This window comes from Sulfurospirillum halorespirans DSM 13726, from assembly GCF_001723605.1.
GTDB lineage: Bacteria > Campylobacterota > Campylobacteria > Campylobacterales > Sulfurospirillaceae > Sulfurospirillum > Sulfurospirillum halorespirans.
Genome location: NZ_CP017111.1, coordinates 845,637 through 861,658, shown reverse-complemented (window position 1 = coordinate 861,658; position 16,022 = coordinate 845,637). Strand labels below are relative to the sequence as shown.

Genomic DNA, 16,022 nt, shown 5'->3' with positions numbered 1-16,022 from the left:
CCAAACGCCATGCTCTCATACACGACCAATCTTACGTGCCACAATCGTCACGGCAAAGAGTGAAAAGAGGATAGACGCACCTATCAGTGTGCCTCCTTCCACCAAAAGATCAAAGGGAGGAATGACAATATCAAGCTCAGCGGCAAATGTTTGAACAACATTCATCTTAGGGGCAACGGTGTAAAGGGCGCACACCACAATGGAGCTGAAGAGTGAATCAACCAGCGTCATACGGTACAACATCGCACTTTTCATAAAAAAGGAGGCTCCAAAAAGTGTCATTATGGACATACGTCGATGATGCTCATAGGTCCAAATTCGGATCTGTTTAAAGATGAGCAAAATCGCCACAAACGCGACAAAAAATGCAAAAATATAGACCATCGTTTGCAAAAGCTGTAACATTTTAAACATCTTTTCATGCGTCTTTGCAAAGGTTTCAATGCGCGAAATGGAGGTAATGCTCAAGAGTTTTTGTTTGATGGCTTCGACTCTTTTTTTATTGGGAATGGATTCAAGTTTGAGGGAATAAAACTTAGGCAACGCCACTTGCAAAAGAGCTAAATTTTTAGAAGACATATCATTTTTAAGACGATCCAAGATCTTTTTACTGCTGATTTCCGATAAACTCTCAATCTCAGGAATCTGTTTTTTAAGCTCTTCTTCTTTAAGCTCCGTTGAGGAGACAACGACAATAGCGTAGTCATTGACAATTTTAGTCGCGTAGTCATTGACAATGCTCTTAATCAGATTCGTAAATTGAAACGAAAAGAGCAGGACAAAAACAGAGATCATGATGGAAAAATGGCTGCTAACTGACCTCATGCAATACGCCACCTTCTAGGAAATAGTGTTTATAATCGATCCCTAGCGTTGAGGGAATATTGTGCGTTACCACCAGTACGGTTGTGCCCAAATGCTCTTTGGCACCTTTGAGCAGGTTCCAGATCACTTCGCTGGAATAACTGTCCAGATTGCCTGTTGGTTCATCGGCTAAAATGAGGACGGGATTGTGTGCGAGTGCGCGTGCCATCGCGACACGTTGTTGCTCGCCACCACTGAGTTCATACGGATATTTATTGATTTTATGCAACAATTTGACGTGTTTTAAAAGCTTGTGCGCTTGTTTTGTGCAGACATTTTTTGAAAATCCGCCGATGATGAGAGGCAACATCACGTTTTGCTCTACTGTCCACTCATCAATGAGTTTATAGTCTTGAAAAACCACGCCCAAATAGCGTCTTAAAAGGTTGAGCTTGGAACTGCTAATATTTTTAAAATCGATACCACAGACATTTAGATTGCCGTGATTAGGGAAAAGCTCACCGTACAGTGACTTGATAATCGTTGATTTGCCACTACCACTTTTGCCCGTAATAAAGACAAACTCTTGCGCTTTAATCTGCATACTTGCATCGGTAATGATGGGCTCATCTCTGCCATAGCTAATATTTAAGCCAGTGGCTTTAATCACATATTCCATGAAACCACTCTTTAATTAAGGTATGGGCTGCCACATTGCTTTTCGTTGCCAAAATCGTCTCAGGAAGATACGTTACTTGTCCTTCTTGGATCTGTATAAAACAGCGCTCGTTGCGTTCATTGGCACCAAAAGAGAGGCGAATGAGTCCACTTTTTTCATCAATTTCAAACAGCTCTTCAAAGTGGACAAAAAAGCCCTCACCTCGCAGAAGTTCGTCTTTAAAAGCATCTCTAATTTTAGCAAAATCAACCACGTCATCAAAGTGCAACCTGCCCAATTTTGGGATCGGTGCGGCTTCCATTTCATTGGTTAAGATCACATCGTAGATATCTTTTTCCATTTTACGCCAACGATCTTCGTACTTACTCGTAATCTCTAACTCGGCATTTTTCTTTACATGTACATCCGCTTTGCTCAGTTGCATCATCTGCGAAAAGGTAAACTCAAAATAGAGCGGACTATCGGTTCTAAGTTCCAATGTTGCGTTTACATGTAAAACACGCAGTGCCTCTTCAATAAATGCGGCGGAGAAGACACGGCGGTGTGGTTTTTTATCCCAAGGGACGGGGAAATGTACAAAAATGCGCCCCACGACATTGGAAGGTAAAAACTCCATAAACAGCCTCGCATCGTAATCAATCACGAGAATATTTTCAATGTTTTGAAGCTCACACTGCTTTAACACTTGCTCGATGGAAGGCTTGTGAATCTCCAGTCCAATAAATTGGATGTGAGGATTTTTCTTCGCTTGGTGCAACAGATGGCGTCCGCTTCCAAAGCCAATTTCAATCCAAATTTCGCGCTCCACATCAAAGTGGTTTGCAAAAAATTCAATTTCTTTGAGGTAAGGCGAATGCTTTACATGTAAGAATTTTTTAGGCTCAATGTTGGAGAAAATCTCCTCAGCTTCGCTCGCATCTCGAAAATCAATCAACACTTTTTGTAAAAAAGAGGCTTGGGTTGGACGGGTGACTTTATCGCCCTTGACCAACAAAACTCCATCCTCTTTTTGCTGAATCCGAATGAGTACTTGCTCCCCTTGCGTCGAGGCCATCACCAGCGTATTACCCCGCTTGGAGTGGGCTTCGTACGTAAATGTGGTCTCTTTATAGGTGCAAGGATAACGTAAAGGTTTTAGGGTCTTGGTATGAAAATTTGGCATAAAAAGCTTTTATTCCTTTGGAATCTTGATAACGACGCTATCCGAAGGATTAGACGCAATGCCGTATTTGTCGATTGCAATAATTTTGTATTTGTACTCCACGCCAGGCAGCGTATCTTGGTCAATAAAATTGCTTTCAAAAATACCTGTAAAACTCTGTTTTTGTGTTTTGCCAGAGAGTTCAAACTCTTTGGTGATGGTATATTTAATCGCATTATCATCCCCACCCCATGTGATATAAATAGAGCCGCCATCATGCTTTACGGAGCGAACAACAGGAGACTTGAGTGCGGAGAGTGTCATACCCGTTACTGTGCCTTCTTGCTTGGATTCAAGCCCATCGACATCCACGGCGACAACACGGTAATAATAGGTTTTACCATTTTCATTGATCAAATCTTCAAACTCGGTATTGACTGTTTTGCCATAAAAACTGTAAAACAAGCTTGATGTTGGAGAACGATAGACTTTATAATAGGCAAAATCACTCGTTGTTGATGGACTCCATGTCAAGATAATTTTCTTCGGTAAATTAGACGTTGCTTGAACTCCCGTAATGCCTTTAGGAAGTGCTTTTGAATGCGCTTCAACGGTGTCACTTGGCTTGGAGAGAACGCCATCATTGGTTTTGACTTTAATGCGGTAACGATAGACGTAGTTATCTTTAATGTCTTGATCGATGTATTCGGCATTTAACCTGCCTTTGACTTTACCCACTTCATCCCATGACGTTGATTTGTATTCGTTGCGTTCGATGATGTAGTACTCCACATTCTCCATCGCATGCGGTCGCCAAATAATTTTGATACGCGCAGGAAGCTCTGAAATCGCGGTAATAAACGAAACAGGCTCAACGGAACCAAGTGTTGCACTCTTCACAACAGGTGCTAATGTTGTCACATTTGCCATCATGCTGAGTCCTGATTCATGTTTATCGGGTGAATAGGTGCTCATCTGGTAGGCATAACTGCTATTGGGTTTTAGCTCGGTATCCACATAGTGCGAGATATACTTGTCTTTAATCGTGGCGATTTTTTTCATGCTATTGCCGCTTTGGCGGTACAAATAGTACCCTTCGACTTGCGCACTGTAAATAGGCGTCCACTCAAACCCAACGTCGGTGGAACCAGGAAGGGTTCGAATGCCCTCTATACGGGGCAATGAAGCATCAACGATCGGCTCTTTTGGTGTTTCAAGTGTCTTTTCGCAACCAGTGATTATTAAGCTTAAAACCATTAACGATGCTATCCAAAGTAATTTTTTCATTGACCTCTTCCTTACTGAAATGGTGTGTTAAATAGGCATCAAAATCATCCCATAATGGGGCATGTATTTGCAACAATTGCCCTGTTTTTGGATGCTTAAGATACAAAATATAGGCGTGTAACATAACTCTGGGTATTGTACCATTTTGGCTCTTAAAGCCGTATAAACTATCACCCAAGATGTGGCGGCTAAGCGCTTGGAGGTGCACTCTGATCTGATGGGTTCGTCCCGTAAACAGTTTTGCTGCGATCAGTTCTTTTTTGCCATCACGCGATAATAAGAGTTTGGTAAACGCACTTTTTGCCATTCGTCCATCCCGTTTTGCGACATCCATTTTAAGACGATTATTCACACTTCGACCGATGGGAAGTTCTACCACGATGTCATCTTTAAGGGGCAGATCGATGATCGCAAGATAGTACCTACCCATGCTTTTATCTTCCAGCTGAGACGAGAGGCTTAAATGCGCTTCATTGTTTTTTGCAATCACGAGCGCGCCACTGGTTTCTTTATCGATGCGATGCACGATGCCATGGCGCTCTTCGCCGCTGATCGTTGAGAGATTGATGCCCTTAAATTGAAGCCAATCGACCAGTGTCGCCTCTTTCACGCTGGGTGCACCATGCACGGTTAAAAACGGCGGTTTATTGACCACCAAAAGATCATCGTCCTCGTAGAGAATTGGCACATCAAAATCAACCTCATAACTGCTTGGGCTTTGCGTTGCCTCTACAAATTCGTAATACACAACATTGCCTTCTACCAGCTTCAAACTGCACTTTGTACACAGCTTTCCATCCACCGTGACACCGATATTTTTAATCAGTTTTTCGACCTGATTGCGTGGTAATTCCAGCGCTTCACTCATGGCGGCATCGAGCCTTTTTGACTCTTTACATGTAAACTCCATCCAGCCTACTTTCCTCTATTTTTTGATATACTTTCCAAAACGTTTCCAAAGGGATCTAGTGTTTCAAATTGATAGGCGCATCTTAACACATTTTGATTTTTTAATTCCTATACTCGTCCTTCCTATCATCACTCTCTCGTACTATCTTATCGCTGAAGCCAGTGGAATGCTTGCCAATAAACAGATCGTTTATTACGCGGTTGGTTGCTTTGCATTTTTCATGTTTTTTATTATTCCCATCAAAAAAATCGAATGGGTCATCCCTTTTTTCTACTGGGTTACCATCATTTTACTAATCAGTGTTGATTTTTTTGGTATTGCCAAATTGGGTGCGAGGAGATGGCTTGAAATCCCTTTTGTCCATTTCACCATTCAACCCTCTGAGATTTTCAAACCTGCGTTTATTCTCATGCTTGCTTATCTTATTAAACACAATCCTCCCGATGAAAAAGGGTATGGCTGGAAATCCTTTTTTAAGCTGAGCTTTTACATCGTTTTACCCTTTATTCTGGTGGCAAAAGAGCCTGATTTGGGTACGGCGATGATTTTACTGCTTCTTGGCTATGGCACACTTTTTGTTATCGGCGTGCATAAAAAGATCTGGATCACTTTGGCGATTCTCATAGGCATCAGCAGTCCACTGCTCTACAATGGCTTGCACGATTATCAAAAACAGCGTATTGCAGACTTTGTCTCTGAAAAACCCAGTTACCACGTGAAGCAATCCATCATCGCCATTGGTTCAGGAGGACTCACAGGAAAAGAACGCAGTGAAGCAACCCAAACCCACTACAAATTTTTACCGATTGCCACCAGCGATTTTATCTTTGCGTATACCGTTGAACGCCTTGGTTTTTGGGGTGCACTTGGGCTGATTTTGTGTTACGCCTTTTTGGTGATGCATCTTTTAAGTCTCAATTTTATTCTCAAAGAGGATTACTTTGCCAGAGTCATCACCAGTGGTATCTCTCTGCTCATTTTCTTTTACATGAGTATCAACATTGCTATGACCATAGGACTTGCTCCCGTTGTGGGCGTTCCGCTTCCTTTTTACAGTTATGGCGGTAGCAGTTTCATCACTTTTTTCGCTCTTTTTGGCATCTTGGAAAACCTTTTAGCGTTCCGATTTGACCCGACCTATCGTTCCATTAAATATTCGCTCTAACGCCCTATTTAACGCCTTATCTAACGTTCTTTTTTCATCTATTTTTTATATTCTTTTAACAATTAAAAAGATACAATTTCACTCTTTAAAATGGGTCCTTAGCTCAGTTGGTTAGAGCACCCCGCTCATAACGGGGTGGTCGAGTGTTCGAGCCACTCAGGACCCACCACGTGCTTCTTAAGTGTGAATTTGTTTAATTTGATACACAAAGGTAAATGTTATGAAAAAAGCTCTTCTTTTTCTAGCACTCGTTTCTCATATTTCTCTTTCTGCTGGTTTTTTAGATGATCTTATTGGTAAAGACAAAGCTTTTTTAGAAGCCAATGGCTTTAAATGTACCGAGTTTTCCTGTGTGACCAAGGATCAAAATTATTTCAATATTAAACTTCTTGACAGTGCCATTGAATACGTTGAAGTCTATAGCACCGACAAAGATGAAGTGTACCGCGTTGCACTCTACCTTTACCAAAACGATAAACTTAAAAACAAAGAGATGGACGAAGCCTTTTTTAAAGCCCTTCAAAAAATCAATGAAAAATCAAAACTGGCGTACGATCTTTCCAAAATCAGTGATAAATTTGGCAATGAAGCCCTCATCACCATCACTGACATTAAAAAAGCGACCGCTTATGTCAATACGCTTCGCGATACCTACAGCGAAAGTATGAAACAGTACAGCGAATCAGGTAGCCGAAAGTAATTTTGGCTGCTTTGCTGGGGCTTGTTTGACGCTTAATATACCTCTTTTAGCTCCCTCTTGTTTTTTACAAGAATGTGATACAATACCTCTTTATACATTCATTGAAAATACTTTATGAGAGATAAAACCCTATGCAAGTGATTATAGCAGGCGCTGGGAAAGTTGGCTACAATATTGCCAAACACCTGATGCACAACAACAGCGTGACGATCATCGATCAAAATGAATATGCCATCCAAAACATTCACGAAAACCTCGACGTTTTAGGCATTTGCGGCAATATTGAAAACCCGCATACCTACCTTGGTATTAACCCCCACATCGATCTTTTTATTGCGGTAACCGATTCGGATGAAGTGAATCTTCTCTCCTCTTTGATTATCGATAACATCGCAACAGTGAAGCGCAAGATTATTCGTCTTAAAAACAATTTCTTCGCCAGCGACCAAGTCAAAACAAAGCTCAACATTAACGATACCATTGTTCCCTCCTTTGAAGCAGCGCAACCCTTTAAATACCTTGTTGATTTTTCACACGCGCACAATGCCAAAGCCCTTGCGTTTACCAAAGCGCTTCTTGTTTCCATTCGGCTTAAAGATGACTTTACCCCACGGATGATCTCGACCTTTATTGGTGAACTCAATGGCGAACTTGCCGTTGCTGGTATGGAGCGTAAAAAGCAGTTTTTTGTCCCCAAGCCTGTTGAGACGATGCTTCCCAACGATCTAGTCTATCTCTTTGCCTTCCCCAGTGCCATTCTCTTGCTTCGTTCACTCGCATGCGAAAACAATGAACCTTCCACTCCGATTAAAAATTGTGTTATTTTTGGAGCAGATTCGCTCGGTATTGAGATTGCCAAGGTACTGCTTAAAAAAGGGATTGATGTTCAGATTATGGATAAAAACATTGAGCTGTGCCGTAAAGCCAATATTGAACTTAAGAACAAAGCGACCGTACTTAAAACAACCTATGATGCCGATCATATTGTGAATAAAACCCGTTTTGACACCGACATGTTTATCGCTGCGACAAAGAACGATGAGTATAACATCACCAAATGTATAGAAGCCAAGCAAAAAGGGATCAAAAAGATCATTGGTATCAACAATGACATCGCTTACTCCTCTTTAATGCGTAACCTTAATATCGAAGTGGTTAGGGGTGAGAAGATCAATGCCTACTATTCCATTTTGGAGCGCATTCACTCCAACAACATTTTAACCCAAAAGAAATTTTGCGGTGGCGAAGGCTCCGTCATTATGCGCAAAATTGATGCCACCTCCTCATTGATTGGCGAGAAACTGCACCTGCCTGACAAAGTGGATGACAAAGGGCATTTTATTATCTTGCGTGGTAATGATATTTACGAATATCGCCTTATCCCAACCTTTGAATGCGATGATGTCATTGTCGCGTTTACCAAAGAGTCCGATTTTGAAGTTGTTGCCAAATGGCTTCAGCAAAATGTCTAATATAAAAGAGCGCCATGAGTATTAAAAGCATTTTAAAATTTGTCTCTGCTGTTGGACTGGTTGTCTTTTTTCTTTTCCTCATTCCCCCCATTGTAGGTTTTTTTTACAACGAAGATGTTTTTATCTACGCTGTAGCGATGTTTGCTCTGTTTATTATTAATCTCTCCACTTTTTTGATTCTTAAAAATGATGAGATGATTTTAGGCATTAAAGAGAGTATTGTCTCGGTTAATTTTATTTGGATTCTCCTAGGTGTCGGAGGAGCCATTCCACTCGTACTTTACACCAATATCGATCCTGCAGGTGCTTTTTTTGAGGCGATTAGCGGTTTTACAACAACGGGAGCAAGTGCTTATACCAATGTTGAGATCTTGCCCAAAGCCATTTTGTTTCACCGAAGCTTGATGCATTGGATTGGGGGTATTGGTATCATCGTTTTAGGCGTTGGGCTTTTACCACTGATCAATCCTAGTGGATCACTAAGCCTTTTTAAAGCTGAATCGACGGGCATTTCGATGGATAAAATCACGCCAAAAATTAAAGATACCGCTAACCGTATCTGGGCGGTGTATATCCTCTTTACACTGGCGAATTTTGCGCTTTTAATGCTTTTTGGTATGAACTGGTTTGATGCGATCAATCACGCCTTTGCAACCATCTCCACAGGTGGTTTTTCCACTAAAAACAGCTCCTTAGCTGGCTTTAGTGATGGCGTTATCTGGACAACGACTTTCTTTATGACGATTTCAGGCATCAACTTTTTAGCCCATATTCGTTTCTTTAATGGCGATAAATGGGCGTTTAATACTGAAGAAAACCAGTGGTATATTGGGCTTATTGTCTTCTTATCGTTTATGATGGCGCTTGAACACACATTAACATCGCAAAACTCTTTTTACAACTCGCTGATGCACGCCTTTTTTACCGTCACAACGCTGGCTTCGACCACGGGTTTTGCTTCGCTCGATTATGAAAAATGGGGACAGTTTACGATGATGATCGCCATCATCGCTATGATCATGAGTGCCAATGCTGGCTCAACGGCAGGTGGTATTAAGATGATTCGCTACGTGCTCTTTTTTAAAAATATCGCGCTCGAGATCAAACGAACCATTCAGCCCGATGTCATCACCTCGATTTTTGTCGATGGAAAGCAGATTAAAAGCTCCATCATCAACTCGGTTTTTGGCTTTTTTGCCCTCTTTATCCTCACCGCTTTTATGGTAACGATGTACCTCTTTGCCAGAGGATTTGATTTCCTTACTGCCTTTAGTACGTCTATTTCCATGATCGGCAACATTGGACCTGGGCTCAACCTCACAGGTCCTTCGCAAAACTATGCTTTCTTTACATGGTACGATAAACTGGTACTTTCCGCGGCGATGATTATCGGAAGATTAGAGTGTTATACCGTTTTTATGATGCTCAGTCGTAATTTTTGGAAGAAGTTTTAACCTCTTCCTTCGCTTTACATGTAAAAGGATTTATGCTATTTTTTGAGTGCTGATACGGCATGTTTGATCGCTTTTAAAAGCGTGTCGATCTCTTTTTTCGTATGCGTGTAATGGATGGAAATACGCAGCCAACCTGGCTTTTCATCAAAATCTTGACCATCTGCCAATTTTAAAAGATCGTGTCCGTAAGGCCCTGCGCAACTGCATCCTGCTCTGGTTTGAATCCCAAAATGATCCGAAAGGTATTGCGAAATATCATACGGATTGATGCCTTCAAAATTAAGAGAGAAAATGGGAAGCTTGTCTTGCGAATATTTGCAGTAGAGCTTGACCCCTTCGATACAGCGTATGCGTGAACCAAAATAAAATTTCAGCTCATCTTCCACAGCTTGAATCTTCTCCAAACCAATTTCGTTGCGAAGATTGTACGCCAAAGAAGCTTTGATAAACTGCAAAATAGCAGGCGTTCCTGCATCTTCGATCAGTTCCATGTCACTTAAAAACGTGTGCGAAACCCTTGAAACATACCCCACCGTTCCTCCGCCTGCGAAGGTGGGTGTGGCTTCGGTGCACAACGCTTTTTTCATCACTAAAAGCCCGCACGATCCCACACCACCTAAGAGCTTATGCGGTGAGAGAAACAGTGCGTCGTAGTAGTTACAATCGATGTTTATGTAAGGCGAAGCGGCCGCAGCGTCAAGGCACAAGATGCCGTTGTAGCGCTTGATGAGGGTATAAATATTTTTATAATCACTCACGATGCCCGTAACATTGGAAGCAACGGAAAACGAAGCGATGATCTCGCGCTCTTTATGAAGCTCAAGCTGGGTCTGTAAAAATGCCATATCGATCTTTTCTTCGTCATCCAAAGGCACACGAATCACTTCACACAACCCTTCTCGAAAACTGAGCTCATTGGAGTGGTGCTCGTAAGGTCCCACAAAAACAATAGGAAGCGTTTGGGGTTTACATGTAAAGCGTTTTAAGGTGCGAGGCGGAATGTAAATCCCCATCAATTCTTGGAATTTTTTAATCGCTCCTGTGGCACCTGAGCCACACGGAAAAAGATAAAAACGCTCATCCACCGCTAAGGCATGTTTGAGATCCAAGCGTGCTTTAGCGTAATATGCACTCGTTTGAATGGCACTTGACGCCACTTCAGAGTGGGTATTAGCATAGGTTTCAAGAATGGTTTGCATCTGTTTTTCAATCGGCTTATAGCCCTGACCGGATGCGGTGTAGTCGAAATAGAGAAGATTTTTATCTTTAATGATGTTTTTGCGTATGGCTTGCACTACTTTATCCAAAACTTTTTGGGTATTATACCCTTTATAAACAGCTTATGCGATGATGGGAATCAAAAATGATTGATGAAAATTTGCTCAACAGCCTCAGCGCTAAAGAAAAAGAGCTCTTTAAACAAGGGCTTGAAGATCTGATCAACCAAACGTATGTCATTGAAGATGAGTATAAAAAGCTTAACGAATCCTACACCACCTTGCAAGATTTTATTCGCCAGATCATCGAAGTACAGCCCAATGCGCTTTGGGTTTTTGACAATGATGGTGCTATCTTTTTGCAAAACAGCGAAGCGAAAAAAATGGGCGCGATCTTAGAAGGGTTGGTGCTTGAAGAGGAGAGTGAGATCGATTTTGAAGGGCGCTCTTACCTTATTAAAGGTGTCACCAAAAGCGATAAAAAGATCATCACTGCCACAGACATCACCGAGGGAAAACGCCAAGAGCGCTTGGTTTCCATGGGACAAGTCGCCGCGCACCTCTCACATGAAATCCGCAATCCCATCGGTTCGGTTTCGCTTCTCGCTTCCACGCTGCTTAAAAAGGTCGATCCGAGTGTGAAGCCTCTTGTGACCGAGATCAAAAAAGCGATTTGGCGGGTGGAACGCATTATCAAAGCAACCCTGCTTTTCACTAAAAATGTTCAGATCAACCCCAGCTATTTTTACCTTGATCGCTTAATTAAAGAGTGTGAACAAGCCATCTCGCACTACTCGTACACCAAAGAGGTTACCTTTCAGTTTGACCTGCCACACGTCGAGATCAAAGCCGATTTTGAGCTTCTCAATTTGGTCATTCAAAACTTCATTTTTAATGCCATCGATGCGATTGAAGAGTGTGAAAAAGAGAGTGGCTTAGTCAGCATCGCGTATGTGGAAGATGATGCGTTTATTCTTTTACATGTAAAGGATGATGGCAAGCCTATTGAAAATAAAAACATTCTTTTCGAACCCTTCAAAACGACCAAAACGAAGGGAAATGGGCTTGGACTGGCTCTTTCTTTGCAGATTATTCAAGCACATGGTGGTAAGATCAATTTACTCGAAGATCCTAAAGGTTTTGAAATTAAAATAGGACGCTAAATGTTTAAAGAGAGTTTGCTCCTTTTTGCAACGGATTTTAAAAACTCTTCCAAAGATTTAATGCCCATTATTGTCGTGGTGATCTTTTTTCAGATCGCATTTATCAAAACCGTGCCTGAGAATTTGGTGCCTACTTCGCTTGGACTTCTCACCGTAGCTCTCTTCATTGGTTGCGCGATCACGCTAGGAGCCCTTTGTATTTTGTGGAGTCATCCGATTTATTGTTGCATCATTACATGGTATTTTGGCGTGAAGGTGGTTTAAGCAACCACCTTCACAAACTCCATTCCTGCTAGTTTCTCGTCGATGCTATCATCCACGCCAAAACCTGTTTCGATGAGCACATCTTGCAACTTGGAGGTAATGACCAGATGCAAAGGTCTGCGCCCTGCACTCTCGCGTACGATTTGGTATAAAAATTCCAGCTTGCTGGAATCATCACTCAGATCAATCAAAAGTACCTTTGGATCAAGTGGCACTTCAATGACTTTGGTTTCGATCTTCTCTTTTTTAGCATCACTGAGTTCCATGATTTTCATGACGCGCATTTTGGTGTTTTGCCCATCGTTGCTCACATCGACTTTAAAGCAGAGCGGTTTTTCAATGTCCATTCGTGAGAGTGCTTCGAGTTGCTTTTCAAACACCGTGAGCTCCATCGAGCCGTGAAAATCCATCAGCGAGATGATGCCAAATTTATTCCCTTTTTTGCTGATCTTCTCCGTAATGCCTTCTACTTTGCCGATAAACAGCGCTTTACTGCCATCTTCGATCTGATCTTTTTCACTGGAAAGCGTATAACTCATCTCATCAATTTCGGCTCTAAACGCATCAAGAGGATGTCCTGAAATGTAAAAACCAATGGTCTCTTTTTCCAGTTCCAGCATACGTTTGTTATCAAATTCGGGGATATTTTCGATGCTTACATGTACGGTTGTCATCTCTTCGGCGTCGCCAAATAAGGAGTATTCCGCCATCTTTTTCGCACGACTGCACTCAGCACTCGCTTCAATGATGCTATCAATCCCCTCTAAAAGAGCGCGTCTGGAGTAGCCAAAATCATCAAAACTGCCCGATTTGATGAACGACTCCAACACTTTTTTATTGACTTTAGAGCTGTCAATGCGGGAGATAAAATCGCTCATATCGGAAAAGAGTGCCCCTTCTCTGGCTTCTAAAATCTTACTGATCGCCGCATTGCCAACCCCTTTGATCGCTCCCATACCAAAGAGAATCGCCTCTTGCCCATCACCATCGGTAATCGCACTAAACTCAATCAAACTGTGCTGAATGGAGGGTGGTAAAAGTTTGAGTCCAAGACGTTTGACCTCATCAATGTACTTCACGATTTTATCGGTGTTGTCTTGCTCTGAGGTGAGAAGTGCCGCCATAAACTCTTGCGGATAGTAGCATTTCAGATACGCGGTCTCAAACGTAACCATCGCGTACGCCGCGGAGTGCGATTTGTTAAAACCGTATCCTGCAAACTTTTCGATCAGTCCAAACAGCTCAATGGCGTGCGCACGATCTAAGCCTTGATCGACAGCACCTTGCGCGAACTCTTCGGCTTTTTGTTTCATGTAGTCGATCTTTTTCTTACCCATCGCACGACGAATCAAATCCGCTTCGCCAAGGCTAAACCCACCGATGGATTGAACGATCTGCATAACCTGTTCTTGGTAAACGATAACCCCATAGGTTGGCTCCAAGATCGGACGAAGAGGTTCTGTAAACTCATCAAAGAAATAGCTGATCTCTTTACGACCATTTTTACGGTCGATAAAGTCATCCAACATGCCTGATTCCATCGGACCTGGACGGTACAATGCCAACACCGCAATAAGATCTTCAAAGTTGGTCGGTTTAAGGCGTTCATTGAGTGATTGCATACCACTGGATTCGATCTGAAACAGTCCCACCGTATCGCCACTTTGAATCAACTCATACACTTTGGGATCGTTCATATCAATCGTCGTAAAATCAATCTCTTTTTGGTAACGTAACTTAATCAATTTAAGCGCATTATCAATCACCGTAAGGGTCTTCAGACCCAAGAAGTCGAACTTGATTAAGTCCACATCTTCAAGGTAATTGAGCGAATACTGCGTGACGAGATGATCTTCGCCAGAGGGCTGATAAAGGGGTGTTTTATGCCACAACTCTTCATCGCTGATGACCACACCCGCGGCGTGCATACCTGAGTTTCGGTTCAGTCCTTCAAGCGCTAACGCAAACTTCCAAACACGTTGCATTTTTGGACTGCTTTCGATGAGTTCACGAAGCTTCGGCTCTTTTTGGTACGCGCCACCTTTGTAGCCCTCTTCGCCCTCCACGCCAATGCCGTTGAGTGTAATGCCCAGCTCATCGGGAATCAGTTTTGCCATCGCATCGGCTTCTGCGTAAGGAATCGCCAAAACGCGCGCCACGTCACGAATGACTCCCTTGGCTAAGAGTTTACCAAAGGTGATGACTTGCGCTACGTTGAAACGACCGTATTTTTCGACCACATAGTCAATGATTTCGCCCCGTCTGCTTTGACAAAAGTCAATATCGATATCGGGCATACTAATACGTTCAGGGTTCAAAAATCGCTCGAAGAGCAGATTGTATGGCATCGGGTCGATGTCGGTGATAAAAAGCGAAAAGGCAACCAAGCTTCCCGCGGCTGAACCTCGCCCAGGGCCTACAGGAACACCACGCTCTTTGGCTTCACGGATAAAATCCCAAACGATGAGCATATAACCCGGAAACTTCATATCGCAGATGATTTTGATCTCGCGCTCAAGCCTTGCTTTGTACTCTTCGTGTTTGCTAGGCTCTACATGTAAAAGACGTTTTTCGAGTCCTTCGCGACTTTTATAGGCAAAGAAGTCATCGTCATTTTCAAAAGTAAGCCCCTCTTTAGCGGCATACTCTTTGGTAAATTTAAATTTTGGAGGGGTTGGATCGCCCAGTTTAATCTCTAAATTGCACTTATCGACAATCTCTTGCGTGTTGGAAATCGCTTCAGGAATGTCGGCAAACAGGTCGCTCATTTGTGCGGGTGATTTGACATAAAACTCATGCACGGAGTGGCGCAGACGGTTTGGATCATCAAACTCTTTGTTCATCGCGATACACATAAACGCCTCGTGCGCTTCGGCATTGTCTTGCTCTAAGTAGTGGGTGTCGTTGGTGGCGATAAGTTTGATGCCCGTCTCTTGGGAGATACGCAAAATGTCATCGTCGATAAAGTGTTGATCGGGAATGCCATGACGCATCACTTCTAAGTAAAAGTCCTCGCCAAAAATTGCTTTGTACTCAAGGGCTATTTCTTTAGCGCGTTCATACCCTTTCGCGCCAAATTGGACGTTGCGTTTGTTGTTGAGATTGAGATGCCAGTTGACTTCACCTTGCAGACATGCCCCTGAGCAGACCAAGCCTTCCGAATGCTCTTTTAAAATCTGTTTGTTAATGCGCGGATAGTAGTAAAAGCCTTTGATATAACTCATCGAAGAGAGGTACATTAAATTTTTATAGCCGACCTCATTTTTAGCATACAAACAGAGGTGAAAACGCTGTTTGGTCGTTTTATCGCCGATGTCATCTTGGTTGTGAATGTACGCTTCCATGCCAATGATGGGCTTAATGCCCTCTTTGCGCATCGTTTTGTAAAAATCAATCGCGCCAAACATGTTTCCATGATCGGTTATCGCAACCGAAGTGACGCCTTGGGATTTGAGTTTTTTGGCAAGCTTGCCTATTTTATTGGCGCCATCCAAAAGGGAGTATTCGGTGTGTAAATGTAAATGGGTGTAAGGTGTGTCGCTCATCGTTTCTCATCAATAATTTAGTTTTTTCATTAAAGTTCTTTTAGAACTTTTAACACGCTTTCAAAGCAAAGCTCTGAAAACTACGTTAACACTGGGTTTTCCTTGGCGGAATGCCCACGCACCCTTGGTGCTTTAATGCTATCGAATTGTGTAAAAGTTTATTAGAATCTATTGTAGCAAATGAGGACTTAAGAGGGTGTAAGAGTTGCCTTAAAAGCTTT

General features: G+C 42.4%; 13 protein-coding genes and 1 tRNA gene. 7 read left to right on the top strand and 7 right to left on the bottom strand.

Translation table 11 applies throughout. The features are described from left to right. Positions 1–15: 15 nt before the first annotated feature. From SHALO_RS04260 to SHALO_RS04240, 5 genes are read right to left on the bottom strand one after another with little or no spacing between them, the layout of a single operon-like run. Entirely contained in the window at positions 16–825 is an 810-nt protein-coding gene (locus SHALO_RS04260; RefSeq protein WP_069477502.1) for a cell division protein FtsX, read from the bottom strand. Next, on the bottom strand, positions 812–1,483 hold the full coding sequence (locus tag SHALO_RS04255) for a cell division ATP-binding protein FtsE (protein WP_069477501.1): 672 nt from the start codon (positions 1,481–1,483) through the stop codon (positions 812–814). Before SHALO_RS04255 ends, SHALO_RS04260 begins: the two co-directional genes overlap by 14 nt. Then, positions 1,467–2,645 carry a tRNA (guanosine(46)-N7)-methyltransferase TrmB gene (gene trmB, locus SHALO_RS04250; RefSeq protein WP_069477500.1) on the bottom strand — a complete coding sequence of 393 codons (1,179 nt, stop codon included), beginning with the start codon at positions 2,643–2,645 and terminating at the stop codon, positions 1,467–1,469. The genes SHALO_RS04255 and trmB overlap by 17 nt, the downstream gene beginning before the upstream one ends. A 9-nt stretch (positions 2,646–2,654) precedes the next feature. Then, positions 2,655–3,911: a fibronectin type III domain-containing protein gene (locus tag SHALO_RS04245; protein WP_069477499.1), complete on the bottom strand. Its 1,257-nt coding sequence runs from the start codon at positions 3,909–3,911 to the stop codon at positions 2,655–2,657. Further along, positions 3,838–4,821 carry an RluA family pseudouridine synthase gene (locus tag SHALO_RS04240; RefSeq protein ID WP_069477498.1) on the bottom strand — a complete coding sequence of 328 codons (984 nt, stop codon included), beginning with the start codon at positions 4,819–4,821 and terminating at the stop codon, positions 3,838–3,840. The genes SHALO_RS04245 and SHALO_RS04240 overlap by 74 nt, the downstream gene beginning before the upstream one ends. A gap of 58 nt (positions 4,822–4,879) precedes the next feature. On the opposite strand from SHALO_RS04240, the gene SHALO_RS04235 reads away from it, so the two are divergent. From SHALO_RS04235 to SHALO_RS04215, 5 genes are all read left to right on the top strand, one after another. Next, a complete protein-coding gene (locus SHALO_RS04235; RefSeq protein WP_069477497.1) occupies positions 4,880–5,986 on the top strand; it encodes an FtsW/RodA/SpoVE family cell cycle protein in 1,107 nt (368 codons plus the stop codon). 92 nt (positions 5,987–6,078) lie between these two features. Next, positions 6,079–6,155: transfer RNA gene (locus SHALO_RS04230), tRNA-Ile, on the top strand. 51 nt (positions 6,156–6,206) lie between these two features. Beyond that, positions 6,207–6,686: a hypothetical protein gene (locus tag SHALO_RS04225; RefSeq protein ID WP_069477496.1), complete on the top strand. Its 480-nt coding sequence runs from the start codon at positions 6,207–6,209 to the stop codon at positions 6,684–6,686. A gap of 131 nt (positions 6,687–6,817) precedes the next feature. Further along, positions 6,818–8,158, top strand: a complete 1,341-nt coding sequence (locus tag SHALO_RS04220) for an NAD-binding protein (RefSeq protein WP_069477495.1) — start codon at positions 6,818–6,820, stop codon at positions 8,156–8,158. 14 nt (positions 8,159–8,172) lie between these two features. Continuing rightward, entirely contained in the window at positions 8,173–9,612 is a 1,440-nt protein-coding gene (locus SHALO_RS04215) for a TrkH family potassium uptake protein (protein WP_069477494.1), read from the top strand. 35 nt (positions 9,613–9,647) lie between these two features. On the opposite strand, the gene SHALO_RS04210 is transcribed toward SHALO_RS04215, so the two are convergent. Continuing rightward, a complete protein-coding gene (locus SHALO_RS04210; protein WP_069477493.1) occupies positions 9,648–10,907 on the bottom strand; it encodes an aminotransferase class V-fold PLP-dependent enzyme in 1,260 nt (419 codons plus the stop codon). A 68-nt stretch (positions 10,908–10,975) separates the two neighbouring features. Between SHALO_RS04210 and SHALO_RS04205 the strand changes: the two genes are divergently transcribed. Both SHALO_RS04205 and SHALO_RS04200 read left to right on the top strand, forming a co-directional pair. Continuing rightward, a complete protein-coding gene (locus SHALO_RS04205; protein WP_069477492.1) occupies positions 10,976–11,992 on the top strand; it encodes a sensor histidine kinase in 1,017 nt (338 codons plus the stop codon). After that, complete coding sequence (locus tag SHALO_RS04200; protein WP_069477491.1) at positions 11,993–12,256, top strand: hypothetical protein; 264 nt, start codon at positions 11,993–11,995, stop codon at positions 12,254–12,256. It begins immediately after the preceding gene. Here SHALO_RS04200 and dnaE read toward each other — a convergent pair. Continuing rightward, positions 12,253–15,801 carry a DNA polymerase III subunit alpha gene (gene dnaE, locus SHALO_RS04195; RefSeq protein WP_069477490.1) on the bottom strand — a complete coding sequence of 1,183 codons (3,549 nt, stop codon included), beginning with the start codon at positions 15,799–15,801 and terminating at the stop codon, positions 12,253–12,255. The two genes, SHALO_RS04200 and dnaE, sit on opposite strands and share 4 nt — an antisense overlap. Between the last annotated feature and the right edge of the window lie 221 nt (positions 15,802–16,022).